General features: G+C 31.1%; 33 protein-coding genes and 1 pseudogene. 10 read left to right on the top strand and 24 right to left on the bottom strand.

Annotated features, from left to right (window positions below; all coding sequences use genetic code 11):
- Positions 1–9: 9 nt before the first annotated feature.
- The 10 genes from MUA21_RS03190 to sufC form a co-directional block, all read right to left on the bottom strand.
- Positions 10–1329, bottom strand: a complete 1320-nt coding sequence (locus MUA21_RS03190) for a bifunctional metallophosphatase/5'-nucleotidase (protein ID WP_262561851.1) — start codon at positions 1327–1329, stop codon at positions 10–12.
- Between the two features lie 20 nt (positions 1330–1349).
- The gene (locus MUA21_RS03185; protein WP_046207507.1) at positions 1350–2174 is read right to left on the bottom strand and encodes a sulfite exporter TauE/SafE family protein; all 825 of its coding nucleotides are present in this window, start codon (positions 2172–2174) and stop codon (positions 1350–1352) included.
- 12 nt (positions 2175–2186) lie between these two features.
- On the bottom strand, positions 2187–3035 hold the full coding sequence (locus MUA21_RS03180; protein ID WP_046207506.1) for a DUF72 domain-containing protein: 849 nt from the start codon (positions 3033–3035) through the stop codon (positions 2187–2189).
- A 186-nt stretch (positions 3036–3221) separates the two neighbouring features.
- Positions 3222–4292, bottom strand: a complete 1071-nt coding sequence (locus MUA21_RS03175) for an NAD(P)H-dependent flavin oxidoreductase (RefSeq protein ID WP_262561848.1) — start codon at positions 4290–4292, stop codon at positions 3222–3224.
- Between the two features lie 65 nt (positions 4293–4357).
- Positions 4358–5377: a hemolysin family protein gene (locus MUA21_RS03170; protein ID WP_046207504.1), complete on the bottom strand. Its 1020-nt coding sequence runs from the start codon at positions 5375–5377 to the stop codon at positions 4358–4360.
- Between the two features lie 237 nt (positions 5378–5614).
- Entirely contained in the window at positions 5615–7012 is a 1398-nt protein-coding gene (gene sufB / locus MUA21_RS03165) for a Fe-S cluster assembly protein SufB (protein WP_046207503.1), read from the bottom strand.
- Positions 7013–7148: 136 nt separating this feature from the next.
- Positions 7149–7598 carry a Fe-S cluster assembly sulfur transfer protein SufU gene (gene sufU / locus MUA21_RS03160; protein WP_046207502.1) on the bottom strand — a complete coding sequence of 150 codons (450 nt, stop codon included), beginning with the start codon at positions 7596–7598 and terminating at the stop codon, positions 7149–7151.
- Positions 7588–8826 (bottom strand): cysteine desulfurase, encoded by a 1239-nt coding sequence (locus MUA21_RS03155; RefSeq protein WP_438873807.1) that lies wholly within the window; start codon positions 8824–8826, stop codon positions 7588–7590. The genes sufU and MUA21_RS03155 overlap by 11 nt, the downstream gene beginning before the upstream one ends.
- 171 nt (positions 8827–8997) lie before the next feature.
- Positions 8998–10305: a Fe-S cluster assembly protein SufD gene (sufD, locus tag MUA21_RS03150; protein ID WP_046207500.1), complete on the bottom strand. Its 1308-nt coding sequence runs from the start codon at positions 10303–10305 to the stop codon at positions 8998–9000.
- 98 nt (positions 10306–10403) lie between these two features.
- Complete coding sequence (sufC, locus tag MUA21_RS03145; protein ID WP_046207499.1) at positions 10404–11165, bottom strand: Fe-S cluster assembly ATPase SufC; 762 nt, start codon at positions 11163–11165, stop codon at positions 10404–10406.
- Between the two features lie 365 nt (positions 11166–11530).
- Here sufC and popT point away from each other — a divergent pair, with 365 nt between their 5' ends.
- Positions 11531–12382: a polyprenyl-phosphate transporter PopT gene (gene popT / locus MUA21_RS03140; protein WP_070039165.1), complete on the top strand. Its 852-nt coding sequence runs from the start codon at positions 11531–11533 to the stop codon at positions 12380–12382.
- A 945-nt stretch (positions 12383–13327) separates the two neighbouring features.
- Here popT and MUA21_RS03135 read toward each other — a convergent pair.
- The 3 genes from MUA21_RS03135 to MUA21_RS03125 form a co-directional block, all read right to left on the bottom strand.
- Complete coding sequence (locus MUA21_RS03135; protein WP_262561845.1) at positions 13328–13894, bottom strand: KwaA family protein; 567 nt, start codon at positions 13892–13894, stop codon at positions 13328–13330.
- A gap of 14 nt (positions 13895–13908) precedes the next feature.
- The gene (locus MUA21_RS03130) at positions 13909–14799 is read right to left on the bottom strand and encodes a Kiwa anti-phage protein KwaB-like domain-containing protein (protein ID WP_262561844.1); all 891 of its coding nucleotides are present in this window, start codon (positions 14797–14799) and stop codon (positions 13909–13911) included.
- A 179-nt stretch (positions 14800–14978) separates the two neighbouring features.
- A complete protein-coding gene (locus tag MUA21_RS03125; protein ID WP_262561843.1) occupies positions 14979–15386 on the bottom strand; it encodes a YjdF family protein in 408 nt (135 codons plus the stop codon).
- A gap of 326 nt (positions 15387–15712) precedes the next feature.
- Between MUA21_RS03125 and MUA21_RS03120 the strand changes: the two genes are divergently transcribed.
- On the top strand, positions 15713–16129 hold the full coding sequence (locus MUA21_RS03120; RefSeq protein ID WP_262561841.1) for a VOC family protein: 417 nt from the start codon (positions 15713–15715) through the stop codon (positions 16127–16129).
- A gap of 78 nt (positions 16130–16207) precedes the next feature.
- Here the strand turns inward: MUA21_RS03120 and MUA21_RS03115 are convergent, their stop codons facing one another.
- From MUA21_RS03115 to MUA21_RS03105, 3 genes are all read right to left on the bottom strand, one after another.
- The gene (locus MUA21_RS03115) at positions 16208–16798 is read right to left on the bottom strand and encodes a type 1 glutamine amidotransferase family protein (RefSeq protein ID WP_262561839.1); all 591 of its coding nucleotides are present in this window, start codon (positions 16796–16798) and stop codon (positions 16208–16210) included.
- A 38-nt stretch (positions 16799–16836) separates the two neighbouring features.
- A complete protein-coding gene (locus tag MUA21_RS03110) occupies positions 16837–17181 on the bottom strand; it encodes a DUF4260 domain-containing protein (protein ID WP_204179761.1) in 345 nt (114 codons plus the stop codon).
- A 542-nt stretch (positions 17182–17723) separates the two neighbouring features.
- Positions 17724–17903: a hypothetical protein gene (locus MUA21_RS03105; RefSeq protein ID WP_239436872.1), complete on the bottom strand. Its 180-nt coding sequence runs from the start codon at positions 17901–17903 to the stop codon at positions 17724–17726.
- A 264-nt stretch (positions 17904–18167) separates the two neighbouring features.
- On the opposite strand from MUA21_RS03105, the gene MUA21_RS03100 reads away from it, so the two are divergent.
- Entirely contained in the window at positions 18168–18305 is a 138-nt protein-coding gene (locus tag MUA21_RS03100; protein WP_262561836.1) for a hypothetical protein, read from the top strand.
- A 10-nt stretch (positions 18306–18315) separates the two neighbouring features.
- Here the strand turns inward: MUA21_RS03100 and MUA21_RS03095 are convergent, their stop codons facing one another.
- On the bottom strand, positions 18316–18561 hold the full coding sequence (locus MUA21_RS03095) for a hypothetical protein (RefSeq protein ID WP_224395946.1): 246 nt from the start codon (positions 18559–18561) through the stop codon (positions 18316–18318).
- Between the two features lie 400 nt (positions 18562–18961).
- Here MUA21_RS03095 and MUA21_RS03090 point away from each other — a divergent pair, with 400 nt between their 5' ends.
- Positions 18962–19486, top strand: coding sequence for a tubby C-terminal domain-like protein (locus MUA21_RS03090; RefSeq protein ID WP_262561835.1), 525 nt, complete (start codon positions 18962–18964; stop codon positions 19484–19486).
- A 39-nt stretch (positions 19487–19525) separates the two neighbouring features.
- On the opposite strand, the gene MUA21_RS03085 is transcribed toward MUA21_RS03090, so the two are convergent.
- The 6 genes from MUA21_RS03085 to MUA21_RS03060 form a co-directional block, all read right to left on the bottom strand.
- Positions 19526–20077 carry a terminase small subunit gene (locus tag MUA21_RS03085; RefSeq protein WP_262561834.1) on the bottom strand — a complete coding sequence of 184 codons (552 nt, stop codon included), beginning with the start codon at positions 20075–20077 and terminating at the stop codon, positions 19526–19528.
- A 13-nt stretch (positions 20078–20090) separates the two neighbouring features.
- A complete protein-coding gene (locus MUA21_RS03080) occupies positions 20091–20306 on the bottom strand; it encodes a hypothetical protein (protein ID WP_262561833.1) in 216 nt (71 codons plus the stop codon).
- A gap of 65 nt (positions 20307–20371) precedes the next feature.
- On the bottom strand, positions 20372–20650 hold the full coding sequence (locus MUA21_RS03075) for a hypothetical protein (protein ID WP_262561826.1): 279 nt from the start codon (positions 20648–20650) through the stop codon (positions 20372–20374).
- 12 nt (positions 20651–20662) lie between these two features.
- Positions 20663–20920 (bottom strand): hypothetical protein, encoded by a 258-nt coding sequence (locus tag MUA21_RS03070; protein WP_262561825.1) that lies wholly within the window; start codon positions 20918–20920, stop codon positions 20663–20665.
- Positions 20898–21467: an encapsidation protein CP3 gene (locus MUA21_RS03065; RefSeq protein WP_262561824.1), complete on the bottom strand. Its 570-nt coding sequence runs from the start codon at positions 21465–21467 to the stop codon at positions 20898–20900. Before MUA21_RS03065 ends, MUA21_RS03070 begins: the two co-directional genes overlap by 23 nt.
- Before the next feature lie 3 nt (positions 21468–21470).
- Entirely contained in the window at positions 21471–21749 is a 279-nt protein-coding gene (locus MUA21_RS03060) for a pathogenicity island protein (RefSeq protein WP_262561822.1), read from the bottom strand.
- A gap of 313 nt (positions 21750–22062) precedes the next feature.
- Between MUA21_RS03060 and MUA21_RS03055 the strand changes: the two genes are divergently transcribed.
- The 6 genes and pseudogenes from MUA21_RS03055 to MUA21_RS03030 all read left to right on the top strand — a co-directional run bounded on the left by MUA21_RS03055 (position 22063) and on the right by MUA21_RS03030 (position 25543).
- Positions 22063–22278: a hypothetical protein gene (locus MUA21_RS03055; protein WP_204179753.1), complete on the top strand. Its 216-nt coding sequence runs from the start codon at positions 22063–22065 to the stop codon at positions 22276–22278.
- A 517-nt stretch (positions 22279–22795) separates the two neighbouring features.
- Entirely contained in the window at positions 22796–23017 is a 222-nt protein-coding gene (locus MUA21_RS03050) for a hypothetical protein (RefSeq protein WP_262561821.1), read from the top strand.
- 16 nt (positions 23018–23033) lie between these two features.
- Entirely contained in the window at positions 23034–23171 is a 138-nt protein-coding gene (locus tag MUA21_RS03045; RefSeq protein ID WP_262561820.1) for a hypothetical protein, read from the top strand.
- A 10-nt stretch (positions 23172–23181) separates the two neighbouring features.
- A complete protein-coding gene (locus MUA21_RS03040; RefSeq protein ID WP_262561819.1) occupies positions 23182–23319 on the top strand; it encodes a hypothetical protein in 138 nt (45 codons plus the stop codon).
- Between the two features lie 100 nt (positions 23320–23419).
- Entirely contained in the window at positions 23420–24244 is an 825-nt protein-coding gene (locus MUA21_RS03035) for a hypothetical protein (RefSeq protein WP_262561817.1), read from the top strand.
- An 82-nt stretch (positions 24245–24326) separates the two neighbouring features.
- Positions 24327–25543, top strand: a pseudogene (locus MUA21_RS03030) (tyrosine-type recombinase/integrase).
- Between the two features lie 144 nt (positions 25544–25687).
- Here MUA21_RS03030 and MUA21_RS03025 read toward each other — a convergent pair.
- Positions 25688–26503 (bottom strand): MetQ/NlpA family ABC transporter substrate-binding protein, encoded by an 816-nt coding sequence (locus MUA21_RS03025; protein ID WP_046207497.1) that lies wholly within the window; start codon positions 26501–26503, stop codon positions 25688–25690.
- Positions 26504–26506 lie beyond the last annotated feature (3 nt).

The following is a 26506-nucleotide window of genomic DNA, read 5'->3' as shown; positions in this document are numbered from 1 at the left end:
TGTAATATTTTAATATTCGAGCAATTTATCTTTATAAATATCTCTTAAAAATTCTGGCATTAAGTAATCTATAGATTGTTCTTTAAGCGTTGGGAAATAACGACCAAATGTATACATATCAACAGTACCTAGCACATAACTTTTATCGTCTTCAATTTCTTCTCCGTTGATAAAATATCTTGCTTCAGATTCGATTAATCCTAAATTATAAAGTATATAACCACCAAATATATCCCCTCTAAAACCTAAACCTTGTGCATGTTCATTTAGATATTCTTGCTTTTGACTTTTAATGATTATATTTTTTAATTCTAGACCGTTTAAGCGGATGCGAACAGCATTAATAGGATGAGGTAACATTTGATGTATATCAAATTCCGTCACTTGAGCCGCTGAAATACCTTTTACAATCAATCCTGCATTAATAATTGTGCAGTCAGCATTCGTAAATTCAAATATACTTTCAGCTAACATATAAGACGTCTTTGTTATTACATCTGTCCTTCTTGGCAAATCAACTGGTCTATTAATAACTGGATCACTTAACAGTGCCTTACCTTCTTTTTCGAAATGTGTTTCTACTTCCGGCAAAGTGTCTACTGGATAAATCACTGCTTGTTTATCTACAACTTTTTTTTGGTCTATCTCTAATGTTACTTCACCTAAAAAGTGACCATATTTACCAGCAGCTCCCATTAGCACACCATTATTCATTTCACCATTTTCAAAATAATGATGTGTATGACTACCCAATATTAAATCAATTTCAGGAATTTCTTGGCATAATTTTTCATCAAAAAACACACCCACATGACTCATAATAATCAATAAGTCATACGCATCTTGATGTGCGCTAATTTCATCTTTAATCGCTTCTAATGGATTCGTAACAACCCAATCCAAAGCCCTATAAAATGGTGTGAATGGCGCAGTGGCTGCAACAAATAAGATTCTCACACCTTCAATCTCTTTGATGATTGATGATGTAATATTTCGAGGTAAGTCACACTGTTCGTCAAAAACATTTGCACAAGTTACATCAAATTCTGCATTGCCATAAAGTGTGTTTAATGCATCATGTGATATTGTCATACCTTCGTTATTACCAATAGTTGCTATATCACAATGTGCTTGATTTAAAAGCTCAACATTTTTGATTCCCATAGTAGCTTCTGTAACAGGAGCAGATAAATCTACATGGTCTCCAATATCTAAATAGAGCGAGGGATGATTTAATTTTGGTCTCTCTTGAGCTAAATATTCGGAAATACGGGCATACTCATGCAAATGACTGTGAATATCATTTGTATGGTAAATAGTTAATTTCACCTTGGTACCCTCCTCTTAGTTTATAAAAATGACTTAATAATTAAATATAGTCCCATTATAAGCATAACTGTTCTTAATAACATAACCACAGTATTTGATTGTATGGATTGGTTGACTTTTACACCAATTTTCGCACCCAAATAGCTAGAGATGATTAATACAATAGAATATACCCAAGCTACATGTCCTTGTGCAATATGTCCAATAGAACTCATCACGCTGGAAAAGAATATCATCATCATACTTGTACCAACTGCGACATGTGGTGGAAATCTAAAAACAATTAACATTAGCGGTGTCATAAGTGCACCACCACCAATACCAAACAATCCCGTCAAAACACCTATAAATAACGTTGATATAAATGCCACAATTGGCGGAACACTATAATGATGTATTTTTCCATAACCGTCTACATATGTACGCTCATACTTAGGCTTATTAAACATTTTCATTGGTTTTATATTATTTCTTATCATAAGCAGAATTGCTACGAATATTAAGAAAATACCAAAATATAAATTAAAAGAGTCTAAAGTTAAAAAACGACTTAAAATTGACCCAACCAAAGAGCCTGGTAACAAACCAAATAAAAAGATGGAACCATTTTTGACGTCAACTTGTTTCGTTTTTAAATAACCTAATGTTGACGATAGTCCTGTCACGATTAATATTAATGAAGATGTTCCTATGGCAATCTGAGGTGTGATGCCATGTAGTAAATCATTTTCTACGCCCAAATAAACTAAAGTTGGGACGATGATAATACCGCCACCAATGCCCACAAGTGAACCCAATATGGCTGATAAACCACCAATTAAAATCAAAATGATTATTGTTAACATATCTGACCGCTCCTAAAATAATTTTAATTGTTGTGGTGCTAAGCCTTCATAATCAATGCCTAATAATGTTTGGTATGTTTTAGCATTTTGTGCAGCATGACCACCGGAGTTATTATTAAACACGACATAAATATTTTTAGCTTTTTGTTCTAATAATTTCACTTTTTGCGCTAAATCATTAAGTTCTTGCTTATTATAATCATACAAATATCTAACGTCTCTCCAAGCTTCATCCGTCATGTCCTTTTTTGTCCATCCATGTTCGTTTCTACCATGATAACGCACAAATGCTGTTTCGTTTGTAATACGATTGACTAATGGTATAGAACCTTGGCCTACTTGTGGTTCATCACATACCGCATGTATCATGTCATGTTCAGTTAAAAAAGCTAATGTTTCTTCTTTATACTTATCATTAAACCAGGATTGATGTCTAAATTCTATACAGACAGGAAAATCCTTCAACTGTTCTCGTACATATCGAATATATTTAATGTTTTGAACTGTGCAGTCAAACCAAGGTGGAAACTGTACTAATACCATCGCTAACTTTTTTTCAGATTTTAATGGCGCTAACATCGCTTTAAACTGATCAAAAAGTATTTGTCTTGATTCAGCAAAATCATGATAATCTGCATGAAGTGTTAATGCCTGATGAATTTTAACAATAAATTGAAACCTCTCAGGCGTCTCTCTTATCCATTTCCTAATATTTCTTTCGGGTTGTATCGCATAATATGATGCATCTAATTCTACAATGGGAAAATGACTTGCATATGTAATCAACTTATCTGATTTACGTTGCAAATCTTCATACAAAATATCATGGTCACCCCAACCTGTTAAACCAATATTTATCATAGTATCACCAGTTACATGATACCATAGATGATTTATAAGATTCACTTGATTAAATTTTATTCTTCAATTATTTCAACGGTTAAAGTTAAGAAAATCAACGGTCATTTTAAAAGATTCAATAGATACAAAAATCAAAAAAGTTGCTATCATTTTTTAAATAGCAACTTTTATTAAAACATCTAAAGATTAATCATCATTGAGTATGCGTTCTGTTTCTTGTACGATATCAGCTATCAATTGAGCAGCTGAATTCGGTTGGGATAACCTTGGACTTTGTCCGCTCCATAAATGCGTCCATTGTTCCTTACCTAAATCAGCTGCAGTTTTACGAATACTATTCGTCAATTGATTTTGAATAGGATAATCTGGAATATCATCAACATAACTTTCCATCTTGTGTATAAATTCATTATCGATACCTCTAGCTGGTTTTCCCGTAAAGGCTTTTGTGATAACAGTATCTGTTTCTTTGCTCTGCTGTATTGCATTTTTATATAATGTTGAAGCTCCACTTTCTTCTGAAGTTAAAAATGCTGTTCCCATTTGTACAGCCTCAGCACCTAGCACCATACTTGCAACCACACCACGTCCATCCATAATGCCTCCTGCTGCTATAACTGGAATAGATATATTATCCACGATTTGTGGTATCAATGACATGGTACCAACCAATGGTGTGTGTTCACCAGAAGTCACAGTGAAAGAACCTCTATGACCACCCGCTTCACTACCTTGAGCAATAATCGCATCCATTCCTGCGCTTTCATTGGCTTTCGCTTCTTCAACAGAGGTTGCTGTGCCTAGCACAGTAATCTGACGCGCTTTCAATTTTTTGATAATATTTTGATTTGGGATCCCAAAAGTAAATGATACTACAGGAACCCTTTTTTCAATCACCATATCTATGGCATCGTTAAATTGCTGTTCTTCACTAATATCAATCACAGGTTCCTCTAAGTTTAAAGCTTTTCTATAAGGTTTTAACCATGCATTCATGTGTTCTACATTTTCTGGAATATATAATTGTTCACTTGGAACAAATAAATTAACGGCAAAGGGTAAGTCAGTTAATTCTTGCACATAAGTTATCTCAGAATCTAATTTTTCTGGAGTAAAATAACCTGCTCCAATCGTACCAAGTCCTCCACTATTACTGACAGAAGCTACTAATTCCGGTGTCGTACTACCTGCCATACCTGCCTGTATGATTGGCAGCTTGATATTCAACATTTTGGTCACCTTTGATGAAAAGTGCATACAAAACACTCCTTTTATTGAAATACAATAACCTAAATATCACTGAAAATTTATTACTAAAGTTTTTATTTTTTATTATAAGCTTGCATTTGTGCGTCTAATTTTTCTCGTTCTTGTTCATCCATTTCATCTTCAATTTCCATACCTAGCATCTCTTCAATCAAGTCTTCATGAGACACAATGGCATCTGTGCCACCAAATTCATCTAATACAATCGCTAAATGTTTGCGCGACACAGTCATTTTTCTGAGCACCCATTCTGCTCTATTATGTTCATTCACAAATAAAGGTTCTGAAGTATATTGTAAAATATCATTTGACTTTTCTTTACTCCATGCTAACAAATATTTTGAATGGAAAATGCCAATAATATGATCGATATCACCATCATATACTGGATAACGTGTATATGGATTCGTCACGACAGTATCATATGCATCTTCATAAGATATATCAGCCGGAAACGCGGTTACATTAATCCTCGGTGTTGTATCAATATTGGTTATTTTTAATTGTTCAAAATCCATAACACCTTGGATTCGATTTCGTTCCATTTCATTAAATGCACCTTCGCTACCTGCAATTGTAACCATTTGTCTAATTTCTTCTTTTGATAACCGTTGTTGATCTTCTTGTCCTTTGGAAAGTAAATTATTAATCATATCCGTTAACCAGTTTAACAATTTCGTAATTGGTTTAAATATTATGACAAAAAATGCAATTGGCGTGTAAACCAATCTAGACATACGATCTGGATAAGTTGCAGCAACAGATTTTGGAATTACTTCAGAAATAATGATGATAGCAACCGTTGTCACTGCAGTAGCTATACCAACGTTCACGCCAATATCCACTGCTAAGACTGTCACCAATGTAGGTAAAATAATATTCGCAATATTATTTCCAATTAAAATTGTAGTAATAAACTCACTGGGTTTTGTAAGTAGTTTTGATAATTTAGCGGATTTTTTATCTCCATTTTCAGCTTCAGTTTGTATTTTCATCCTATTTGCAGCAGTTAAAGCTGTTTCACTACCAGAAAAGAAGAATGAAGCAAATAAAAGTATGATTATAGCAATAATCATATAAGCATAACTCCTTTTTGTATTCTATAAAATTTTAAACGATATGTATCAATTCCCTCATATTACAATGCATAAACGCATTTCTAACTATTAGAACTACGTTTTCAAAACAATACGAATAAAAAAACACGAGGTGATACAAATTTGAATCCCAAAAGTATACGGGTATCAAAATAGTATCACTCGTGTTTTATATTTAATCATTTACTGTAAAACCAAATTTTTGATTACCAATTTTTAGCCGATTGAACCTTCCATTTCAAATTTGATAAGACGATTCATTTCAACAGCATATTCCATTGGTAGCTCTTTAGTAAATGGTTCAATGAAGCCCATAACAATCATTTCTGTAGCTTCTTCTTCAGAAATACCACGGCTCATTAAATAGAATAGTTGTTCTTCAGAAACTTTTGATACTTTAGCTTCATGTTCTAATGAAATATTATCATTAAATACTTCATTGTATGGAATTGTATCTGAAGTTGATTCATTATCTAAAATTAAAGTATCACATTCAATGTTTGAACGTGCGCCTTTAGCTTTACGACCAAAGTGTACGATACCGCGATAAATTACTTTACCACCGTCTTTAGAAATTGATTTAGATACAATCGTAGATGAAGTGTTAGGTGCTTTATGAATCATTTTTGCACCAGCATCTTGAACTTGACCTTTACCAGCGAAAGCAATGGATAACGTACTACCTTTAGCACCTTCACCCATAAGTACACAGTTTGGATATTTCATCGTTAATTTAGAACCTAAGTTACCATCAACCCATTCCATATTACCATTCTCATGTACTAATGTACGTTTTGTAACTAAGTTATAAACGTTATTAGCCCAGTTTTGAATTGTAGTATAACGCACATGGGCATCCTTGTGGACGATAATTTCAACTACAGCTGAGTGTAGTGAACTTGTTGTATAAACCGGAGCCGTACAACCTTCTACATAGTTAACTGAAGCACCTTCATCTGCAATGATGAGTGTACGTTCAAATTGTCCCATGTTTTCAGAATTAATACGGAAATACGCTTGTAATGGCGTATCTAGCTTAATATTTTTCGGTATATAAATGAATGAACCACCAGACCAAACAGCTGAATTAAGTGCTGAGAACTTATTATCTCCAGCTGGCACAACTGTTGAGAAATATTGTTTAAATAGGTCTTCATTTTCTTTTAATGCAGTATCAGTATCTTTAAAGACGATACCTTTTTCTTCAAGTTCTTTTTCCATATTGTGATAAACAACTTCGGATTCATATTGGGCTGAAACACCGGCAAGGTATTTTTGTTCAGCTTCAGGGATACCTAATTTATCAAATGTACGTTTGATTTCTTCAGGCACTTCATCCCATGAACGTTCAGTTTGTTCAGATGGCTTAACATAATAAGTGATATCATCAAAATTCAATTCTGATAAATCGCCACCCCATTGAGGCATAGGCATTTTGTAGAATTGTTTTAATGCTTTCAATCTATAATTAAGCATCCATTCTGGCTCTTCTTTCATATTTGAAATTTCACGGACGATATTTTCTGTTAAACCGCGTTCTGATCTAAAAATGGAAACATCTTCATCATGGAAACCATATTGGTAATTACCCACATCAGGTGCTTTTTTAGCCATTTAAATCACTCCTTTTATATATTAAAACGACTCGCGTCAAGACAACTTCGTTTGTAGTTACATCGTATTACAACTAATCTTGGTGTTATGTCTAGTGTGAATGGAAATTTACACAATGTCAACGTATCAACATGGATTAGTCTTCTGTATTTCCTTCTTTTTCAACTGTACCTTTCTCTAAAGCTTTCCAAGCCAAAGTAGCACATTTAATTCTAGCTGGGAATTGAGAAACGCCTTGCAGCGCTTCAATATCTCCCATTGCTTCACTGATTTCATAATCTTCACCAAGCATCATTTTTGTGAATTCTTGACTCATTTGCATTGCTTCAGCTAAAGAGTGACCCTTTACTGCTTCAGTCATCATTGAAGCACTAGACATTGAAATTGAACAACCTTCTCCATCAAATTTTGCATCTTTGATAAAACCATCTTCAATATCAAACGTAAGATGAATGCGATCCCCACAAGTTGGATTATTCATATCAACTGTCATTGCACCAGTATCTAAACGCCCTTTATTTCTAGGGTTTTTATAATGATCCATAATGACTGAACGATACAACTGGTTTAAATTATTAAAATTCATATGAGAAAAACTCCTTCGTTTGCTTCAAGGATTCTACTAATTGATCAATATCTTCTTTAGTATTATAAATATAGAAACTTGCACGTGCAGTTGACGATTGATTCAACCATTTCATCAATGGTTGCGCACAGTGATGGCCTGCTCTAACTGCAACACCTTCAGTATCCACTGCAGTCGCTACATCATGAGCATGAACATCAGTCATATTGAACGTTATAACACCCGCACGTCTGTCTTTTGGTGGCCCATATATTTCTATACCTTCAATTTCAGACATCTTATCATAAGCATACGTCGTCAACTCATGTTCATGTGCTTGTATCGCATCAAAACCTAGGTTTTCAATATAACGGATTGCTTCAGCCAAACCAATCGCCTGCGCAATTAATGGTGTACCCGCTTCAAATTTCGTAGGTAAATCAGCCCATGAAGCATCATATTTTTCAACAAAGTCAATCATATCTCCGCCAAACTCGACTGGCTCCATTTCATCTAGCAAGGCGCGTTTACCATATAATACTCCGATACCCGTAGGCCCTAGCATTTTATGGCCACTAAAACTATAAAAATCAACATCTAATGATTGCATATCTAAATCCATGTGTGGCGCTGCTTGTGCACCGTCTACGCTTACGATAGCACCATGTTCATGAGCAATATCAGTAATAGTCTTAATGTCATTAATTGTACCTAATACATTTGAAACGTGTGTAATAGCGACAATTTTTGTATTATCATTAATTGTTGCTTTTATATTTTCAATTGTAAGTTCACCATCATCTGTCATTGGAATGAACTTTAAAGATGCATGCTTACGCTTAGCCAATTGTTGCCAAGGCACGATATTGGCATGATGTTCCATTTCAGTGACTACAATCTCATCACCTTCTGAAATATTCGCATCTCCATAACTATGTGCAACAATATTAATTGATGCTGTAGTACCACGAGTGAAGATAATTTCTTCAAAATATTTTGCATTAATAAAACGTCTGACTGTTTCACGTGCGCTTTCATAACCATCAGTTGCTAATGATCCAAGTGTGTGTACACCACGATGTACGTTAGAGTTATAACGCTTATAATAATCCGCTATAACATCAATAACTTGTATTGGTGTTTGACTAGTAGCAGTTGTATCTAAATAAGCAAGGCGATTATTGTTAACTTTTTGGTTGAGAATTGGAAAGTTTTTTAATATTTCGTTAACATTTAATGATTGGGTCAAATTATCCACAGACCTTTCTTAATTTAAAAAATCAATAAAGAAACCGTAGCAATTTAAGAAATACAACAAACTAACGTATATTATTTCATTTAATCTGAGCATTTTATAGTCATGTTCAATAACATTCTCTTAATCTTATTTTGCTGCGGGTTCAATTGTATTCAGTGTTTATTATTTATTAACTTTTAATTCGATGACTTCACGTAACTTACGTTGAACATCTTCGATTGGCAATTCACGTACAACTGGGTCCAAGAAACCATGAATAACGAGACGTTCAGCTTCTTGACGTGAAATACCACGGCTCATTAAATAATACAATTGTTCAGGATCGACACGACCAACTGATGCAGCGTGACCAGCCTCTACATCATCCTCATCGATAAGTAAGATAGGGTTCGCATCTCCTCGTGCTTTCTCAGATAACATCAGAACACGAGATTCTTGGTTCGCAATAGATTTCGTACCGCCATGTTTAATATAACCAATACCATTAAATACTGTTTGCGCACCTTCTAACATTACACCATGTTTTAAGATGTAACCATTTGTTTCTTTACCATATTGAACAATTTTAGAAGTTAAATTAATTTTTTGACTACCAGTACCAACAACAACTGATTTGAGTTCACTTTCAGAACGGTCACCAATTAAATTCGTTGTATTATCAATGATTTGGCTACCTTCGTTCATTAAACCTAACGCCCAGTTGATAGTGGCATCTGCTTCAGTAACACCGCGACGAATAATATGCCCAGTGAAACCTTTATCTAAATAATCTACTGAACCGTATGTGATTTTCGAATTAGCACCAGCACTCACTTCTGAAACAATGTTAAGTTGATTGCCTTCTCCACTGGCGATTGATAAGTAGTTCTCTACATACGTTACTTCAGCACTTTCCTCAGTTGCAATAATGACATGATTAAAGAAACTGGCATTTTCATCGTCATGCAATACTACATATTGAATTGGATGCTCAACTACTACATTTTTTGGAACATATACAAATACGCCACCATTTAACAATGCAGTATGTAGTGCAGTCAATCTATGTTCATCAACTGTAACAGTTTCATTCATAAAATATTTTTTCACTAAATCTGGATGGTTTATTAATGCATCTGCTAAGCCTTCAACGATAACTCCATCATTTTGAGCTGAATCAGAGACTTTTGTGAACGCTAAAGTATTATTATGTTGAATAACCAAATTTTCAGTGTTTTCAACATCAATTATCTCTCTAACTTCACTTGGCAATTCTTCTAATGACTCATATACGCTACCTGTTGTTTCATGTTGTTTAAATGAATCAAAGTCCCATCTCGTGATTTTTGTTTTATCTGGTTTTGGCATTTCTAAAGTTTCAGTTAATTTCAACGCTTCTTTACGTAATTCAGTTAACCAAGAAGGTTCATTATGGGCTTGTGAATATTCAACAAGTTGTGCTTCAGAAATGTTCAAAGTTTCAGTCGTCATACTTTTTTCCTCCCATTTGATGATTGTATGATTTAACTCATCGGTATAAATCAAAACCTAAATCTTCATCTATAATATTTTTTCATATGAATTAAGACTTATTCTGCAGCATTAAACTCTTCTTTAACCCATTCATAACCTTCTTCTTCAAGGCGTTTGGCTAATTCAGGTCCTCCTGAAGTAACAATTTTGCCACCGTACATAACGTGTACATGGTCAGGTGTAATATAATTTAATAGTCGTTGATAGTGCGTAATGATTAATGAACCAAACGTTTCTCCGCGCATTTGATTGATGCCTTTTGAAACTACTTTTAATGCGTCAATATCAAGTCCTGAGTCTATTTCATCTAAAATAGCAAATTTAGGTTCTAACATCATTAATTGAAGAATTTCATTACGTTTTTTCTCCCCACCTGAAAATCCTTCATTTAAATAACGTTGTGCCATATCTTGATCAATATCTAAAAAGTCCATTTCCTTATCTAACTTTTTAATGAATTGCATTAAGTTAATTTCTTCGCCTTCTTCACGTTTAGCGTTTATCGCTGAACGCATAAAGTCTGCATTCGTTACACCAGTAATTTCTGATGGATATTGCATAGCAAGGAATAATCCCGCTTTAGCACGATCATCAACATCTAACTCTAAAATGTTAACGCCGTCTAATAATACTTCACCTTGTGTTACCTCGTAGCTAGGATGTCCCATGATTGCAGATGATAACGTCGATTTACCTGTACCATTAGGTCCCATTACTGCATGTACTTCTCCTGTATTAATTGTTAAATTAACACCTTTAAGAATTTCTTTATCTTCAATAGACACATGTAGGTCTTTAATTTCTAATGTTGATGGCATACATATTCCCTCCGTATTATATGATATGTTTTTCCTATCCAGTTTATAATAATTTTAATCTACAGTCAAAAGACTGAGCCCTTGTTACACCTTCTAATTATAACGCAGTTGTGTTGGAATATAAACCTTTTCAAGTACTAAATTAAAATTGTTATCAAAATACAATGATTTTTGTTAGTGCATTAAAGAATTCTTTAACTGATAATATAAGATATGATGTTCTCAACTCATTTATCCCTATATTATTCATTATGAACAAAGCATATTCTATAATCATTTATTCATTTTAACTTTTGTTTTTAATATAGTTCTATGACAAATTGTGCTATCATTTTTAATATATTTTAGATAGAAAGGATTATGATATGTCAAAAATTAAGTGGTCAAATCTATGGAAAGGATTTGCAATGGGCACATCAGATTTAGTACCCGGTGTAAGCGGAGGAACTATCGCTTTACTTCTAGGTATTTATGATGATTTTATACGCTCTATTAGTGGAATATTTTCAAAGAAGTTTTGGGAAAGCTTAAAATTCCTGATTCCTATTGGGTTAGGGATGGTCATTGCCATAGGTTTATTAAGTAAAGTAATTAATTACCTTTTAAGTGAACATACCGTGCCAACGATGTTTTTATTTGTTGGTCTAATAGCAGGCATCATACCTTATTTATTAAACACAGCAAGAGTTAAACAAACATTTCAAACTTCTCATTATTTACTCGTTTTACTTGGTATTATAATCATTGTAGTGATTACCTTATTAAATGATGGTGATAAACATGCAGGAGAAACACTTGAATTATCAACTGGTCTTATTATTAAATATTTTATTGCAGGTGTTTGTGCTTCTAGTGCAATGTTACTACCAGGTATTTCAGGGTCCTTTATGCTATTAGTATTCGGTGTATATGGTACTGTAATGTTTTCAATTTCAGAATTTATGTCTTTAAATTTTAACGCTGTACCTATCTTAATGATTGTAGGTATTGGAATTATTTGTGGTTTCTTATTTTCTAGTAAATTGATTCAGTACCTTTTAAACCATTACACATACTTAACATATGCCATTATCATTGGTTTTGTTGTAGGATCACTGTATGCAGTATTTCCTGGGTTACCAAGCGATGTTACTACATGGATTATTTCTATTATCACAATAATTTCAGGTTACTTTATTAGCTATAAACTAGGACATATTACGAGTGATGATTTTTAATACTTCTATGCAGAAATCATATTAATTTATCACTAGCTTACTAAGATTTTGACTTTGAAATCACGTAATAACATTTGATTTCTCCCCATATTAAAATATTAAAAGCCCGGAATGGTAATGATTCGTTGCAATAACTAGTTAAGTAGTTTAGTTACAAATCCATACCATATCCGGGCTATTTTACATTCATGCTTATACATCAACAGCGAAATGATATATGATGAACGCTTATATATAATGACGCAACCTATATCATGATATAAGTTACGCACAATTTTAAGTTCTCCCTGTCACAGTTTGAATGATAATATAATATTGAATAACGCCTTCAATATTTTCGTGCTTTAAAGCAATTCACTCAAACATAATTTAATTTTAGTCTATAAAACTTTAATTTTCAAATATGCACTTTTTCTATATAAAATCACCTTGTAAACAAAACAAATGAATACCGCTTCAACTTAAAAGCCATTTTGTAGACCATTAAGCCCATAGAGCAATATTTCATAAGTTACTTGCATCAAATAGTTTTTGATAAGAAAATATGATCATCTTGAGTGAATAAATTTAGATCAATATAACTGTTTGGACGAATTTTCCGAGTTATATTGATAATTTCACACACTGCCCTTTTACTAAATTCAAATAAAAAGAACCCCATAACCGTTGTGGTTAAAGGATTCTTTGCCTTAATTAACATTATTTTGCTGGAATAATTGAGTAGTTTATCAAGGAAGTTCATGAATAAGTAAAACACTGTTATAAAGGCATTTATTGGCATATTTCGTTAAATTTTAGTTCATACCCTTGCCCTTATTATCAAAATTATGCCCTTTTTTTGCCCTTGATTTTATAAAATTTAATTCGGTTTGTATACTCCTTATCAATATCCTATACCAAATAATACTTAGTTACATAAAAGCATTGTAATAAATATATTTTTTACTATTTAGGTATAAAAAAAATATTTGTCTGATTATATTGATACGCTTTTAATTTCTTAATTTTAATTTCATTGATACTTGCTTTAGTTATATAGATATTAGAATATTGATCTTTGTATATATTGAAGTTTAATATAATTAGTAAAATGTTAAAACTTAATAAATTGTTTTTCACAAAATAAATACCTACTAAAAAGATTAATATAGCATTAGAAAGTATGGAGGGCCAATTAGTTGGATCCAATGTTAAAATCGGAATCAAAAATGTTACAAAGTAGTTTAATATTTCACTTTCATGGCTTTTTATTTCTTTGTCAGTAAGTTTAACTGGTGGGGTGTTTTTATTTTTAGTTTTCTTTAATTCTTTTATAAAATCCCACAATGCAACTATACATACCAAAATAATTACTGTTATAATCGCCCAAAAAATCCAATTTTTCAAAAAAGTATTTTTTATTTGAATAAAACCGATAGATTCCATATCATTTATAAATATCATTAAAAATATTGGAATATACGAGGATATATATAAACTCATTTTATAAATATCTATTCCTCCTTTTTTCAAAATCGTTATTTGTTCTATCTTCTTGTATCTGTACCTTGCTCTTTACCTAAATAAGTTTCATAAAAAGCATCCTGCATAAAAGCTACTATATGTTTGGCCTGTGCCTTTTCTTCGTAAACTATTTGATTACCATTAAACGTTAGATTTAATTTGTAATTATCATTTATTTTTTTTGTTATTTCAATTTGTTCTAAAAAGAGGCAGATATTTTCTTTGTCATATAAATTCGCAACTCTTCTTTGTAAAGTTTCGGTTTCTCCAATATCAATCAATAATTCTTCAAAATTTTCTATATTATCTTTTAATACTTGATTTTCTAAAACTTGGTATGACAAATAATCGTAAATTTCAGAAAAATTATATGCGTGTTCGAATGAGGTTCTATTAAATATAAATAGTGTTTCGTTAGTAATAATCATATCTATTTTATCATCAAAAACTATCAAATTTGTTTCATTAATCCATCCGAATTGCCCTCTTTGTTCACTTAACAATTTCCCTTTTTTCAAAGTGTTGGGCTTAAATGGTTTTCTAATAAAATAAAAATGTTCGTTATTTAAAACCACGTCGATTATGAAATAATTGTAATTTTTTAATTCTTCATTATTAATATTAACTAATTTATTTGTATTAGTAAAAAGCTCATCTATAGTTGGTATATTCATTAAATTTTCATTTAAATTATAACTTTCAATAATAGATTGATCAGCACCTATAATATTGTAATTTTCAACTCGGTCAAAACGTTCAATTTCCTCTACATATTTCTCACAAATATCTTTGATATCATTTAATAGTGCATCTGTTATTGGTATGTTTGTGTATGTACTATTTTCATCTAGACGTTTTCCAAATATAAAATATAAATATACATCATAATCATTTTCTAGTATATCTCTTAACATTTCCCCTTAACCTCTTTCTATGTGTAGTGACATAATTATACATTACGTTTTGCACAATAGGAATAGGGATTATAAAAAACGCAACCAACATCGGGGAGACATTGGTTGCTACTACACACTTCTATTATACCAAATCAAGACACTTTCTACTAATTGCACACATCCTTATACACAATCAATTAATGTCCTTTATGTTTTTCTTTTGCTTTGTATTTCTTGATTTTTCTTTTTCTCTCTTTGAAAGCATCTATTTTGGCTTTATTTCGCTTCTTACTTTGTTTCTTTTTTAACTCTTGTTCTTCTTTCAAGGCTAATTGTGCTTTAGTTAAATCTTTGGATGCTTTTTGTTCCTTAGCTACTTGCCTTTGTAATCTTTTGGGATTAACTCTTTGCTTTCGACTTTTAGTTCTGACACTAGTTTGAGTGTTTTCTATCAATATTAGCAAATAATTATCAATAAAACAGAGAATTTCTCCATCGTCTGGCTCTGTTCCAAAAGTATACTTAGCAAATTTTGATTTATTATCGTATTTATATTCAATCAAACCAATAAAAAACTGTCCGTCATGAAATATAGATAGCTCCATGCTATCCCTCCTCTTAATTAATTCAGAAATGATGGACGACCTGAGGAGGAAGGTTACTGACAAATAATCGTATTTGCATTGGGACTACCAACCCAATTGTGTTTTTACATTTCTATATATAATATAACTCAAATAATTTTATTATTAAAGGGTATTAAGTATTATCTAAATAGCAATCAAAACCCACCAACATTTCTGCTAGTGGTAATTGTTTATATACCTGTAAGAAGCGAACATAAGAATCTATGTTTTCCCAAAATTATTCTTGCACTTAACGTAACGTAATACTTTACACTAAACATAAATTCAAAAAAGGTGGTAATACAATGGAATTTTATCAAATGCCAATGTTTAATAAAATATTAGTCTCTGATATTGAAAAATCAGAAAAATGGTACGAAAAAACATTAGGATTCAAAAGTGTATTTAAAATTAAAAATGACAAAAGCGAGATACTTATGAATCATTTAAGATTAGAAAAATATCAAGATTTAATGCTTATTTGTAGTAATAATTTTGAAGTAGGAAACTCAATTTACTTAAATTTATTAGTTAAGGACATCGAAAACAAATCTAAAACTATTTCTCCAAAATTTGTTGTGAGTAGACTTGAAGAACAATCTTGGAATGCTAAGGAAATGACAATTAAAGATCCTGACGGACATTTAATCACACTTACTCAATCAAACATTAGCGATGCTGATTTCGAAAAACTAATGAATCAAACTTCAAAAAAATTCTAATATATCTAATTTAAATATTTAATATTATAGTTGATATAACAAACCCACTCCTCAGATCAGAGATAGTGGGTTATATTATTAATTAAATGGATTTCCAAATTTTTCACAATACTTATAAAATCCAAATCTTTTCATATACATAGTTTTTTCAATATTTTCAAGTGTATCAAAATTAATTTCTTTTAAAATTTCTTTAGTGAATTCCAGAGGAGCCGTGCCATTGGCTGTAACTAATCCCCTATCATTTACTGCTTGTATTTCCAAAAATTTATCTTCAGATGTGTAGAACTCGTGATTTTTCCATAAATAAACTGAATTGCCAGTATGATTATAGTCATTTAGAAAACCATTTTTAGCTAGGTAATCAACAGCACCGCATATAGCTCCTATTACGATGTTTTTATTAAATGATTCTTCAATAAATTTAAAAAGTCTTTGATCATTAATATTCCAAGAATTACCTCCAACCAAAATCAACAAATCATAATCTTTAGGTTCAAAACCAATAATATAATCAACTAATACTGAAAATCCACCAATAGAAATTACTTTTTCTTTTAAAGAAATAGTTTTCACTGACCACTTTTCATTTTGATTTAAAATTGAAGATAGATGCGAGCCTTCCCAATCTGCAAAATCATCTAATAATAAAAACAATGCTTTTTTCATGTTTTTCTCCTTTGATATTATTAATGAACAACAACTTCTTAAACTTTTTGAATAGTAGTTTTATCGAAACCAATAGCATATTTGAGTCCATAACCAATTGTTCTATCCATACTAATGTGTGCTATCCAAATCAAAGATACTTGTAACAGTATAGACTCTTTAGTTAACAAATAACACAAAGTGATTAATATAGGTAATATATATGTATGACCAATATTATAAATTTTACTACCCACTTCTTTATTTATAATATACCCAAACATAGATATATCAGGTAACAATAGAAATAAAAGAAATATCCATAATGAGAAATCAAAAATAAAGTAAACACATAACGTGACAATAAATACAAATGCATTTTCTAACTTAATGAAGTTGCTCAAATTGTAACCCCCTTCGTTATATAGTGTAAAATTCAAATATATTTTAACATATATTCAAATAATTATGTATTGCGCACAAACCACCCACTCCGTGACGTGTGTGGGTGGTTTAATATATAATAACAAGACAAGAAGAAAATCGTTTCAAAACCTAAAATCAAAACCAATTAGACTTCTCTTATTTTTGCTTAACCTCTTTAGACTCTTTCTTAAAAAACATATCGTAAACAAAAGATAATCCAGCTAATATAAAACCTAATGTTACCAACCCATTTAAATTTTTATTTTCGTAAATATTTATTAATCCTAAATTTCCAAGTTTACTCCAATATTTTTTTAAACTAATATTCAAATCTATGTAATTTAACACAGTCGCTACTAAAAAAATAATTACGATAATAATAATAACGTCTTTAATTGCCTTAAAAAGTTTATTCTTAATACTTACACCTCCACAATTCTTAAATTAACATAATTGCTTTATTGACGTTGAGTCTCTGTACTCTTAACGATCAATAAATTTTTCAAGAAAAATATGTGTGCTACTTTTTATCTTTAAATTTTTTTAGCACAAAGAAAAATGGTGTCATAACGAATGCAAAAATTAATGAAGAAATTAGATTTGCATATATATCAAATTCAATTGCTAATACTAAATCCAATAGAGAGTACAAAACAAAAAATGAAAGAAAAAAATATATAAATGACAAAAAGATCTTCAAAATACAACCTCCTTTTTAAGTGAACTTTATTTCAGTTTAATTAATCTAAATTCTAATATAAATATAACAAAAATAGGGTAAGCACATAAGCGCCTACCCGAGCAGTATTCTCTAGTGGAGACTAGATAGAATATAAGTAGTGACAAAAAATATAGTCTAAACGACTACAACTATATTGTACCCAATCATTTCACATTCAATCATCTAATAAAGTAGCCACCCATAGGGATGGCTCAAAAGGGAATGAAGTTCTGGAGGAACTTCATGAATACAATTGTATTACACCCTATTAGATTGTTCGACGCTATTTACAATATCTTAATACTACTCAGACAATTTAGTTTTATTGATTTTCAAAATAGTGAAGATAACTACGATAGTTATTGTAACGAGGTCAAATGATCTTGATTTTTTATCCTTTCTTCCATGCACTGAATAGGCCAATTATGAAAATTAAAATAGAAATAAATAAACACAAAGTATACAAGCCATTAAACTCTGGAGTGTTATACAAACCAATTAATTCTAAATTGCTAAGATTATTAAGAAAACCACTATCATTAGGAGACATTTCTAAATGATCAAATATCATTATCAAAATAAATGTTCCTACAGCAAAAAGAATAGCAGAAATTAAATATTTAGATACTCGTTTCATAATTTCCCTCCTAAATATCGCTTAAAATATAATTTCATACTAACATACTCTTAAAAAACTTATATTGCCTATATGTACAAATTAACTTCCTAATCGTCTTATCAGCATTATTATATGTAACAACAACAAAACACCCACCAGAACATATATTGATGATAATCAAATTTCATAATCCAATTGATTACAACATACTATATATGCTATTTTTTTATTAATACTAAATATATTGAGGTGACTCATATTACAGTTGTCGAACTTTTTATTCCCTTAGTAATTTTCATTTTAGTCTTTGTAATCGGATATATTTGTGCCAAAATTATGATACGTTGATAAATTAAATTTTTAGAGACGCAAATTAATCCATGATTGTCTTAAATATCGAACTAGAGAGGACAACACAATGTATAAATACAAAATTTACAACAAACTATCCACCTCACTTTCAAAAATTATTAACGACGATACAGAACATATTGTTGGCTATATTAAAAAGGATTATTCAAATATTTTCACTCGTCTTATTGATTTAATTGGAGACGGAAAGTTTTTTAACAATGTTAAATTGTATACTAAAAATAAAGAATTAGTTTTTATATCAAAGCAGAAGAATCCATTTAAATATAGAAATTTCACAATTAAATTTACAGATAAAAATAATACATCCATTAATTTACAAATAAATGATAAACATTGGTTTAAAATATCTGAATATACAACCTTCGCTATTTTAAATACTGAATATGTACTACATAAAAACATTGGAGATTGGGCTTATATAACTAATAAAGAAACCGGTAATAGATTAGCACGTTGGAAAAACCCATTAACTTCTCCAACATCAAATTACTTTGAAATGTTAGATCAGTCATTAAATGATTATGAACTCCTATTTTTAGGTATATTCCATACCTATTTATATGAATAATAAAAAACAACCACTAATATTTAAATAGTGGTTGTTTTTCTAATCCTCCAACGGAACATCATCTATAATTTTAGTTCTATTCGGGTACTTCTTATCCATTTCCTCTTCTACTTCATCATCCCACTCACCAACATTTATGATTACCGGTGTATCACCAGTGAGTTCATGCTTATCTGTAAATAGTGTATGGTATTTGCCAAGTAGATCACGCGCTTTTAAACGGTCACTTATTTTAATCGGTACTTCCGCCATCTCAACACTTTCGTTATAAATAATATTGTACTTGCCTGTATCTGGATTCTTAACGTATTCACCACGTTTTGTGACGACCTCTTTCATTTCTGTTTCTTCCCCTATTGCTGCATTAGATAGTAGATGTAGTATCTCGTTTGCAGAAAGCACGTTATCATCTATAACCTTGCTTTTAACCTCATTTATATAGTTTGCTACCTTTTTATTCTTAAGTAACCTATGGCCTTGTGTGTGGGCACTCTGTGGGCTATACCCTGCCTTGATAGCCGACTGCGTTAAGTTTAGAGTCTTTAGATATTCAGATACAAATTTCTCTTGTCTTGGGTTTAATTCGCTCATTTAATCACCTCATTTATACTTTAATTTCTTCGCCTGTTGGTGTATAAAGTTCGTGATAGAATGGCGTATTTCCTGCTGATTGTCCGTAATGTATCATTTGCTTTTGAACATTGTACTCATCAGCCAAACGATTAATCTGTCTATCAGCATAATTAATTGAATTATCATATTGCGCTCTTAAATCAAGCACCTTACTTTTAGCTTCACGATATTCATTACGAATGTTCAATAAAGTATTTGCTTCTTCTTCATATTTTCCTTGATACTCAAGCTCCAATAATTGTGCATGTTTAGCTATTTTTTAGATTGTACTTGAATTACTTCGGGTAACGTATCAATCATAACTGCAAATCTTCTTGATTTACGTTGTATTTCATCTTCTAATTGTTGCAGATTTTCTTGTAATTCCTCAGACTTTTCAATCTCATTATTAACAACAAAATCTTTATACTTATTCTTTAATTGTTGCAATGCTTCTTCTTGCTCACCTAATTCTCTTGATAAAGCTTTAATACTTTGTTCATAATCCAATACATATTGAATAGCTTTTTGTATTGCTTCATTATTTTTCATGAATTACCCTCCCTAATACTGAAACAGCTTTCTGTTTTGAGCTATTTGGTTTGTTCTTTCACTATCATCTTTTATGTTCATGATTTTCTCACGCTTTTCATTACGTTCAATATCAGTTAAATGATCATTCGGATTCTGTTTCTTTTGCTCTTCAATTTCTGCTTGCTTCTTTTCTGTAAATTTATTTAATCGGTATTGCTGTATATCGGTAAGTTCTAGTTCATCTATCATTTCATTTAAATGTTCATTAGATAAGTAATTTGTGTTCAATTCTACCTCGCTCCTCTTCTTTAATTTGTTTAGCATGTGCTTCATTACGTTCACGTCGTTTGATTTCTCTTAGTTCATTTCTTTTTGTGCGTTCATCTGTTACTAGTTCATATAATTCTAACTTTAATCTATTTATAATATCCGATATATAAGTAGCATTAAATTTCATGTATCGCTTAATATCATTCTGTTCATTAATCTTGTACTTACCTATCACCTTATAAAAAGCTTTTAGGTCTCTTTGACTCTTACGCACAAACTTATCAAGCTTCTGTTTTTGTTCCATTATCTCTATTGCTAAAGTCTCTAGTGGAAAAGCTTCATAATAGATTTGATGTAGGTATTCATCACTAGCTAAGTGAGGATAAGTACGGTCATACATCGCTTCTATATCTTCTTCTGCGCCACTTATCTTTTCTGAGATGTAGTAAGGATTAAACCTTGTAAGTAATTCATAATCACTAACTTCTTTTTTTATTTCATATGTCACTGGTGGCTCATATGTGCCATATACAAGCTCCGGTTGATTATCAATAATAATACTCACCTACTATACCTCTAGTTTCTTAATAGCTTCATATCGTCTCACACTGCCATCTATAAGCCTTTGTATGCTAAGCATAGCTTGTTCTTGTTCTTCCTTATTACTAATCATGTAATAGCCACGCTGTGCCTTTTTATAGCTACACCCAATCGCATATCCATGTTGTTCAATTAAGTTACTAATTACTGATCTAATCCATCGTTCATTCGTACTATTTATCTCATAACCTAATTGATTTAATATCTTTTCTTTAGTAATATATTTATTCGAAGCATTTCTTATCACGTTGAGTACCTGCAAGTGGTCATCGGGTAAGGTTTGCTTCTTTTTTCTGGCGTTGAAGTTGTCATTTAATCACCTCGAGTCTTTTTACTTTATACAGTAATTATACCATTATTACACGTTTAATACGAACTAACGTTCGTTATTTTACATTATTTCAAAACTATTAATCATTCTTCAATAGACTGCAATTAAAGACTTTATACAGTATATTCATACATAACCACACTATACCACTAACAGAACTAACGTTCGTTTTCGAGTTGTTAACAACTTTAACTTTTAATGCTATCCTTATACAAAAAGGAGATTTCATATGAGTTTACCTGTTGCGATAATATTAGGGATTATTTTTGTACCAGTCTACACATATATAGGTATGCAAATAACATTCAAATATCATAATTACAGAAGAAAGCACTATAATATAAAGCCTATGTCTAATCTTCGTATTTATACTGAAACCTTCTTCCTTGTAATAGTTGGTATCGCATTTGTAGCAACACTCATCTATATAGCATATTTTAGCTAAGTTAGCTTAAAACCACCTTGCTGATCTAACTATCTCTCTATCTTCCCAACGTTCCGAGAAGATTCTTTGATAATGAGCTAATATAAAAAGCTAGGGAAGGAACGATTCGTTCCCCCCAGATCATGACGTCGTATTTCACGACCCCCTTTATATGCTTGATATAAGCATTTGTAATCGTTATTTGAAAAATATATGAATGATAAGTATTTAAGTGACTTGGAAAGAATCAATAAATATTTGGAATCAACTAAAGACACACCACAATCAGAGCATGAATAACCCCTACACAAAGGAGCATTACTATGGATATACTTATAGGAATTATAATCAAAGTCATAAATTTCATATTAAGCACAATGCTCGATGGTTACTTGTATACTAAGGAGTTTATTAAAGAAAGAAAGAAAAATAAGGATTAGCAACCCACTACGTGTCTTTGCACACGTACGCCCTATTTTAAGGTTGTGAGATACATAGTAATATTTAAATTGAGTAGCGTTGAAAGGAGTCGATATTTATGAAACAAAAAAAGAATCAACCAAATTCAAAATTGTTCAAAACAATGTTACCAATCACTGTTTCATTACATTTATTCTTCATTGGTCTGTCTATTCACAACATTTTGACTAAAGATGATGTAGTTGCTACATGTCTATCTATATTCAGTCTAATGATCTTCACTTCGATGCTGACGCTTGTAGCATATACGTATATGAATTATAAAAAGCAGAATAAATAGCAAAAGGAGGATTTTCATGAAATTTGGTAAGTACAAATACGATTACAACTATTTAATTATGTCCATACCACTTTTAGTAGTATCTATATTTGTACCAGCAGTTTTTGTAGCATTTCTAATCTGTTTAATATGCGGATTTGAGGAGCGTAAATAGGAGGGATATTATGAAATTCGGTAAGTACAAGATTGACGAGTTTTATCTAATTATGATTGCTGGTTTTCTAGTAACATCTATATTCGTACCATTCATGCTAATTTCAGTAGTAATAATGCTTATTATAGGCTTAGAGAAAGAAGAATAATATATAACAAAGGGGCAATGTGGAATGAAAAATCTTAGTATGTGCAATAATTCATTAAGTATTTTCACAAAACAATTATTATTTAAAGGAGTATTTTAAAGTGAAGAAGTTTTTAATCTTTCTATTAACTAGTACATTAATTTTAGGAGCATGCAATAACGATAATTCTTCAGATAAAGAATCTAATAACAAATCAGACAACAAAACAGAAAAAAAATCTAATAATAAATCACAGAAGAATAATTCAGAAAACGAAACAAGTGCAAATAATAACACCTCTTCAAATAACACAAACCAAAAAGATAATGTAGAGTCAAATGAGCAAACAGCTAACACTAACGATCAAGACAATGAAACTAATACCTCTACGGATAACAGCGCAAATGATATAGGGGAAGCTGCAGCAATTGAACAAGCTAAAGACTTTCCTAGTGGAGATGTAATTGATGTTCAAAACATTGATTTGAATTCTTTCCATATAGATAAAGACAGAACTAACCAAGATGAGTATCATGTAAAATATTATTACAATGGAATTTCAACGCCTATGCCATTCGAAGTAATCATTAATAGAGAAACTGGCGAAAAAATAGGAGCTAATAATCTAGCAAATAAGCAACAAATGGAAGAATACAAAAGTATGTTGAAGAAAAATGAAGAAGAAAGACAACAGAGGTTAAAAGAATTAGCAGAAAAGAATAAACAACAAAGTAATCAACAAGAAAATAAAGATAATCAGCAATCAAACAATAAAGAAAATGAAATAGAAAGTAATCAACAGAATTCTAACAATGATCAACAAAATAGTGATAAAAACGAACAACAAACAACAGAAGAAAATAGCCAACAAAATAGTGGTGAAAGCGAACAACAAACAACAGAAGAGGCTACTCAAGAAAACGCTGAAAATGACGACCAACAATAATGACCAATCAAAATGATAACAAACTATTTTTAGGGTAGTACGCCTATCCTATTTATTTGATATCTTAAGGAGGGATGAAAAAATGTGGTATGAACAATTCACAAATAAACATAATCAAACAAAGTATCGTTTCTATGAGAAGTATAAAGACCCATACACAGACAAATAGAAGCGAGTGAGCGTTGTTCTTAATAAGAATGGTGCAATCGCAGAAAGAGGCTCAGAGGCTCTTAAATGAGCGTATAGAGAACAAACTAAATGACAAGACCCCAACAGACCTAAAAACACTTACCTTTCATCAAGCGTGCGATGAGTGGTTTAAAAATTACGTTAAAACATCTGGATCAAAACGAACAACAATTAAAACAAAGTTGAGTAAATTAAACACTTTAAAAAAATTTATAGATGAAGATATTTTAATCAATAAAATCACACTGTCAAACACAACAAGGATTTGATGAAATAGATAATAAAGGTTATGTGTACCAAGTGAACAAAGAAGCATTAAGTATATTTAAACATGTATTTGAGTACGCAAGGCATATTTATAATTTACAAAACTTAGAATTCTTAAAAGATATTACACTAAACAAAAAAATCAAAACGTATGATGAAATCAAGAACAAGCGCAATAAGTATCTTGAAGTAAATGAAATTAAATCTATTATAAAAGGCATTAATGCAAAAGCACAGAAACTTCATTCGGGTATTCATAAGCGGTTTTATACTTTCGTTGCACTCATGACTGAATTTCAAGCGTTAAACGGTATGCGTATCGGTGAAATGTTAGCCATTCAAAATGAAGATGTAGATTTTGAAAATAAAAGTTTAAATATTAATGGTACAATACATTGGTTTCATGATGAATCTGGTGGATTCGGTATCAAAGATACGACAAAAACAGAATCTAGTTATAGAACAATTGGATTAAGTAGCAGAAGTTGTGAGATTCTAAGGAAAGCGATACTGGAGAACAAAAAAGATTCAAAATGGAACGATAATTACTTAGATAGAAACTTTGTATTTACTAATCACAAAGGTAATCCTATGCAAACAGAAAGATTCAATAAGATACTTAGGGAGTCTGCTAAAGATGTTGGTATCAAGAAAGAAATTTCTTCACATATATTAAGACATAGCCACATATCATTACTCTCTCAACAAGGTGTATCACTTAAAGCTATTATGGATCGTGTAGGCCATTCAGATCACCGTACAACCCTATCTATTTATTCACACGTTACTGAACAGATGGATAAGGATATGATGAACAAACTTGAACAGGTAAAACTTGGATAATGCGCTCAAATTTGGGCGTATTTTTTATGCTTTAAATTCGATAATTTGCACACACTGCCCTTTTTATGCCCTTTTTCTAATTAAAACCAAACAAAAAGAATCCTAAAACCATTGCGGTTAAAGGATTCTTTGCATAATATAACATTATTTTGCTGGTACTACGGCTCCGTCATATTTTTTATTGATGTAATCTTTAATTTCTTTAGACTGTAATACATCCATCAACGCTTTAATTTTTTTGTCGTCTTTATGGCCTTCTTTTACACCAATCAAGTTAGCATATGGATTATCTTTTGCTTTTTCTAAAACAATTGAATCATTTTTAGGACTTAATTTTTGATCAATTGCGAAGTTTGAATTGATGATTACTGCGTCAGCATCTTCTTTTTGATAAATCTTAGGTAAGTATTCTGCCGATTGTTTATTATTAAATTTGATATCTTTTTTATTTTCTACGATGTCATCAAATTTAGCATCTTCAGTTTTAACACCTTTTTTAATTTTAATTAATCCAGCGTCAGAGAAGAATTTTAAGAAACGTCCTTCTTCTGCAGGGTTGTTTGAAACATAAACAGTAGCACCTTTTGGTAATTCTTTTAAACTTTTATATTTCTTTGAGTAAACAGCCATAGGTTCTAAATGTACATTTCCTGCTGACTCAATTTTATAGTTTTTGTCTTTCTTTTCAGTATTTAGATAAGGCGTATGTTGAAAGAAGTTTGCATCTAACTCACCTTTATCTAATAATTTGTTAGGTGTTGTATAATCGTTAATCGTTTTAATTTTTAAGTCATAACCTTTATCTTTTAGAATTGGTTTTGCTTTTTCTAATATTTCAGCATGTGGTGCCGGAGAAGCGCCAACTGTAATTGTCTTATCTTTACCTCCGCCGCCATTACCACAAGCAGCTAATACTAATGCTAAAGCGATGATTGAAGCTAAACTAAATAATTTTTTCATATA

It is taken from the genome of Staphylococcus ureilyticus (genome assembly GCF_025558845.1).
Classification (GTDB): Bacteria; Bacillota; Bacilli; order Staphylococcales; family Staphylococcaceae; genus Staphylococcus; species Staphylococcus ureilyticus.
This window is presented reverse-complemented; position numbering and strand designations above follow the sequence as displayed.

What these genes read in the sequence shown, in the direction of transcription:
- MUA21_RS03185 (WP_046207507.1), bottom strand. Translation starts at nt 2,174, where the DNA reads ATGTTAACAATAATCATTTTGATTTTAATTGGTGGTTTATCAGCCATA.
- MUA21_RS03045 (WP_262561820.1), top strand. Translation starts at nt 23,034, where the DNA reads ATGAAATTTGGTAAGTACAAATACGATTACAACTATTTAATTATGTCC.
- sufC (WP_046207499.1), bottom strand. Translation starts at nt 11,165, where the DNA reads ATGCCATCAACATTAGAAATTAAAGACCTACATGTGTCTATTGAAGAT.
- MUA21_RS03175 (WP_262561848.1), bottom strand. Translation starts at nt 4,292, where the DNA reads ATGCACTTTTCATCAAAGGTGACCAAAATGTTGAATATCAAGCTGCCA.
- sufD (WP_046207500.1), bottom strand. Translation starts at nt 10,305, where the DNA reads ATGACGACTGAAACTTTGAACATTTCTGAAGCACAACTTGTTGAATAT.
- MUA21_RS03115 (WP_262561839.1), bottom strand. Translation starts at nt 16,798, where the DNA reads ATGAAAAAAGCATTGTTTTTATTATTAGATGATTTTGCAGATTGGGAA.
- MUA21_RS03055 (WP_204179753.1), top strand. Translation starts at nt 22,063, where the DNA reads ATGAGTTTACCTGTTGCGATAATATTAGGGATTATTTTTGTACCAGTC.
- sufU (WP_046207502.1), bottom strand. Translation starts at nt 7,598, where the DNA reads ATGAATTTTAATAATTTAAACCAGTTGTATCGTTCAGTCATTATGGAT.
- MUA21_RS03180 (WP_046207506.1), bottom strand. Translation starts at nt 3,035, where the DNA reads ATGATAAATATTGGTTTAACAGGTTGGGGTGACCATGATATTTTGTAT.
- MUA21_RS03130 (WP_262561844.1), bottom strand. Translation starts at nt 14,799, where the DNA reads ATGTTAAGAGATATACTAGAAAATGATTATGATGTATATTTATATTTT.
- MUA21_RS03170 (WP_046207504.1), bottom strand. Translation starts at nt 5,377, where the DNA reads ATGATTATTGCTATAATCATACTTTTATTTGCTTCATTCTTCTTTTCT.
- sufB (WP_046207503.1), bottom strand. Translation starts at nt 7,012, where the DNA reads ATGGCTAAAAAAGCACCTGATGTGGGTAATTACCAATATGGTTTCCAT.
- MUA21_RS03050 (WP_262561821.1), top strand. Translation starts at nt 22,796, where the DNA reads ATGAAACAAAAAAAGAATCAACCAAATTCAAAATTGTTCAAAACAATG.
- popT (WP_070039165.1), top strand. Translation starts at nt 11,531, where the DNA reads ATGTCAAAAATTAAGTGGTCAAATCTATGGAAAGGATTTGCAATGGGC.
- MUA21_RS03085 (WP_262561834.1), bottom strand. Translation starts at nt 20,077, where the DNA reads ATGAGCGAATTAAACCCAAGACAAGAGAAATTTGTATCTGAATATCTA.
- MUA21_RS03095 (WP_224395946.1), bottom strand. Translation starts at nt 18,561, where the DNA reads ATGAAACGAGTATCTAAATATTTAATTTCTGCTATTCTTTTTGCTGTA.
- MUA21_RS03120 (WP_262561841.1), top strand. Translation starts at nt 15,713, where the DNA reads ATGGAATTTTATCAAATGCCAATGTTTAATAAAATATTAGTCTCTGAT.
- MUA21_RS03040 (WP_262561819.1), top strand. Translation starts at nt 23,182, where the DNA reads ATGAAATTCGGTAAGTACAAGATTGACGAGTTTTATCTAATTATGATT.
- MUA21_RS03025 (WP_046207497.1), bottom strand. Translation starts at nt 26,503, where the DNA reads ATGAAAAAATTATTTAGTTTAGCTTCAATCATCGCTTTAGCATTAGTA.
- MUA21_RS03075 (WP_262561826.1), bottom strand. Translation starts at nt 20,650, where the DNA reads ATGAAAAATAATGAAGCAATACAAAAAGCTATTCAATATGTATTGGAT.
- MUA21_RS03100 (WP_262561836.1), top strand. Translation starts at nt 18,168, where the DNA reads ATGAATACAATTGTATTACACCCTATTAGATTGTTCGACGCTATTTAC.
- MUA21_RS03125 (WP_262561843.1), bottom strand. Translation starts at nt 15,386, where the DNA reads ATGGAGCTATCTATATTTCATGACGGACAGTTTTTTATTGGTTTGATT.
- MUA21_RS03090 (WP_262561835.1), top strand. Translation starts at nt 18,962, where the DNA reads ATGTATAAATACAAAATTTACAACAAACTATCCACCTCACTTTCAAAA.